At 72.6% G+C, this 3,240-nt stretch carries 3 protein-coding genes; all 3 read left to right on the top strand.

The annotated features are described in order from the left end of the window. Nucleotides 1–865, top strand: an 865-nt coding sequence (locus RMO85_RS09310) for an MFS transporter (protein ID WP_310528449.1), incomplete at its 5' end; no start/stop codon positions are given. Continuing rightward, the gene (locus tag RMO85_RS09305) at nucleotides 862–2,292 is read left to right on the top strand and encodes an aminotransferase class V-fold PLP-dependent enzyme (RefSeq protein ID WP_310528448.1); all 1,431 of its coding nucleotides are present in this window, start codon (nucleotides 862–864) and stop codon (nucleotides 2,290–2,292) included. The genes RMO85_RS09310 and RMO85_RS09305, both read left to right, overlap by 4 nt. A gap of 32 nt (nucleotides 2,293–2,324) precedes the next feature. Next, a complete protein-coding gene (locus RMO85_RS09300) occupies nucleotides 2,325–2,984 on the top strand; it encodes a uracil-DNA glycosylase (RefSeq protein WP_310528450.1) in 660 nt (219 codons plus the stop codon). Nucleotides 2,985–3,240: the final 256 nt, after the last annotated feature.

Below are 3,240 nucleotides of genomic sequence, written 5' to 3'. Positions count from 1 at the left end.
CGCGACGGCGCCGGCGATCCGCAACGGAGTCGGCGGCCGCGAGGGCTACCGGGTGATGGGCGTCGTGATGGCGGTGATCATCGCGATCGGGGTCATCAGTGCGTATGTCGGCACCCGACGCGCGCCGATCGGTGCCGTGGCGGCCGGGGCCGGGTCCCTGCGCGAGCAGCTCCGGATCGTGGCGACCGCTCGCGACTTCCGACTCCTCCTCATGACCTTCGTGCTGCAGGCGCTGGCCACCGGGTGCATGCTCGCGGGGGTCGACTACCTGGCCGGTGACGTGCTCGACAACCAGGGCGCCTCGACGATCCTGTTCGTCTGCTTCGTCGGGCCGGCACTGCTGCTGACCCCGGTGTGGGCGCGGGTGGGCGAGCGCGTGGGCAAGAAGCAGGGCTACCTCGTGGCGTCGCTGATCCTGGCCACGGGGGCTGCCCTCGCCGTACTCGCCCAGACGGCTCCCGCCTTCGTCGTCTTCGCGGCGACCGCGCTGGTCGGCGTAGGCTACGCGGGCTGCCAGGTCTTCCCGATGGCGATGCTGCCCGATGCGGCGGCCACGGATGCGGCGCGCACCGGCGAGAACCGCGCGGGCGTCTACACCGGCGTGTGGACCGCCGGCGAGACGCTCGGGCTGGCCCTCGGGCCCGGGGTGTTCGCGAGCGTGCTGGCGATCGGCGGCTACGTCTCGTCGTCGGGCGAGACCGTGACGCAGCCCGGGTCGGCACGGACCGCGATCACGCTCGGCTTCTCGGTGATCCCGGCCGCGCTGACGCTGCTCAGCCTGTGGTGGCTGACCCGCTACTCACTCGATGCGACTGCAGTAGAAACGGCGGGCGAGTCCATGTCCACCCCGACGGAGGCAGCATGAAGCCCCTTGACCGTCTGCGTGCGCTCCAGGCCGACGACCTGCCGGTCCACGGCGGCCGCACGCTGGCCTACGTGTACGACGGTGGCGACGCGGAGGTCGACCGGATCGGACGCGAGGCGGTCGCGGCGTATGCCGGCTCCAACGCGCTCGACCCGACGGCCTTCCCGTCCCTGCTGACCATGGAGAACGAGCTCGTCGGGTTCGCGTGCACCCTGCTCGACGCGCCCGAGGGCGCCGTCGGCACCGTCTCCTCCGGCGGCACCGAGTCGATCCTGCTGGCCGGGCAGGGCGCGCGCGACAGTCGGCCGGACGTGACGTCACCGAGCATGGTGATCCCCTCGACCGCGCACGCCGCCTTCCACAAGGCCGCGCACTACTTCCGCGTGCGCGCCGTGATCGTGCCGGTGGGGCCCGACTTCCGAGCCGACCCGGCGGCGATGGCGGCCGCGATCGACGACACCACCGTGCTCGTGGTCGCGAGCGCGCCGTCGTATGCGCACGGCGTCGTCGACCCGGTCACCGAGATCGCGGCAGCTGCCGGCGCCGCGGGTGTCCGCTGCCACGTCGACGCGTGCATCGGCGGCTGGGTGCTGCCCTACGCCGCACGGCTCGACCGCGCCGTACGACCCTGGACGTTCGCCGTGGACGGCGTCACCTCCATCTCGGTCGACACGCACAAGTACGCCTACGCCCCCAAGGGGACATCGCTGCTGCTGCACCGGGACCCTGCCCTGCGGCGGCCGCAGTTCTTCGCGTCGGCGGCCTGGCCGGGCTACACGATGCTCAACCAGACGACCCAGTCGACGCGCTCGGGCGGACCGATCGCCGGGACCTGGGCCGTGGTGACGACGATCGGCGACGCGGGCTACCTGCGGCTGGCGGGCGAGGTGTTCGAGGCGGTCGACCGGATCGTGGCAGCCGTCGAGGCCGAGCCCGCGCTGCGGGTCGTGGTGCCACCGGACTCGACTCTCGTCGCGCTGGCGACCGACGCCACGTGCGATCCGTTCACGCTGACCGACGAGCTGGTCTCGCGGGGGTGGTACGTGCAGCCGCAGCTGTCCTTCGCCGGCCAGCCGCCGACGATCCACCTGTCCGTGAGCGCGGCGACACGGCAGCACCTCGACGACTTCACGACGGCACTGCGGTCGTCGGTGGCCGCTGCCCAGGCGGTCGGACCGGTGGCGGTCGACGAGGGCGTGGTGGCCTTCATCGAGTCGCTCGACCCGGCGTCGCTGACCGACGACGACTTCGACGGGCTGCTCGCCGCGTCCGGGCTGGTCGGCGCCGCGGCCGACGGATCGCTGGAGCTGCCGACGCGGATGGCATCGGTCAACGCGATGCTGGACGTGGCCTCGGCAGCGATGCGGGAGGCGTTGCTGATCGCGTTCCTCGACCGCTTGTCCCGACCGTCACGGCTCCTCGCGTGAGTGCACTGCGAGGGCTGGTCGAGCGCGGCCTGATGGCGCCCGACTGGGCGCAGGCGCTGGCGCCGGTGGACGAGCGGATCGGGGCGCTCGGTCGGTTCCTGCGGGCCGAGGTCGCTGCCGGCCGCGGCTATCTGCCTGACGGTGATCACGTGCTGCGGGCCTTCGCGCGGCCGCTGTGCGACGTACGCGTCCTGATCGTCGGCCAGGACCCGTATCCGACGCCGGGGCACCCGATCGGGCTGTCGTTCGCGGTGGCGCCCGCCGTACGACCCCTGCCCCGGTCGCTGGCCAACATCTACGCCGAGCTGGACTCGGACCTCGGGCTCTCGCCGGTCGCCCACGGGGACCTGTCGCCGTGGGCCGACCAGGGCGTCATGCTGCTGAACCGCGTGCTCACGGTCACTCCGGGCGCCGCCGCGTCGCACCGCGGCCGCGGGTGGGAGATGGTCACCGAGTGCGCGATCACGGCGCTGGCCGCGCGCGGCGGGCCGTGCGCCGCGATCTTGTGGGGACGCGACGCCCAGTCGCTCAAGCCCATGCTCGGCCCGATCCCGTGGGTCGAGTCGACCCACCCCTCCCCGTTGTCGGCGTCTCGCGGCTTCTTCGGCTCGCGGCCGTTCTCCCGGGTGGACACGCTGCTCGCCGGCCAGGGCGCGGGGCCGATCGACTGGAAACTGCCGGCGGCCCGATGATCCTGGGTAGTCCAGTGGCAAATGGTCGCCCGAGGACCTCCATCACCACCATCTGCCACTGGACTACCGAGGTGGGGGCCCGTACCACCGACTTGAAGGTAGTCCGCCTTTCAACTACTCTGGTGTCATGACCGACCGGATGCCCGCCCTGTACATCGGCCACGGCGCCCCGCCCCTGCTCGATGACCCCGTGTGGGCCGGGCAGTTGGCGGCCTGGGCCGGCGACCTCCCACGGCCCAAGGCGATCCTGATCGTC

Source organism: Nocardioides sp. (assembly GCF_031422975.1).
Classification (GTDB): domain Bacteria; phylum Actinomycetota; class Actinomycetes; order Propionibacteriales; family Nocardioidaceae; genus Nocardioides.
This window is presented reverse-complemented; position numbering and strand designations above follow the sequence as displayed.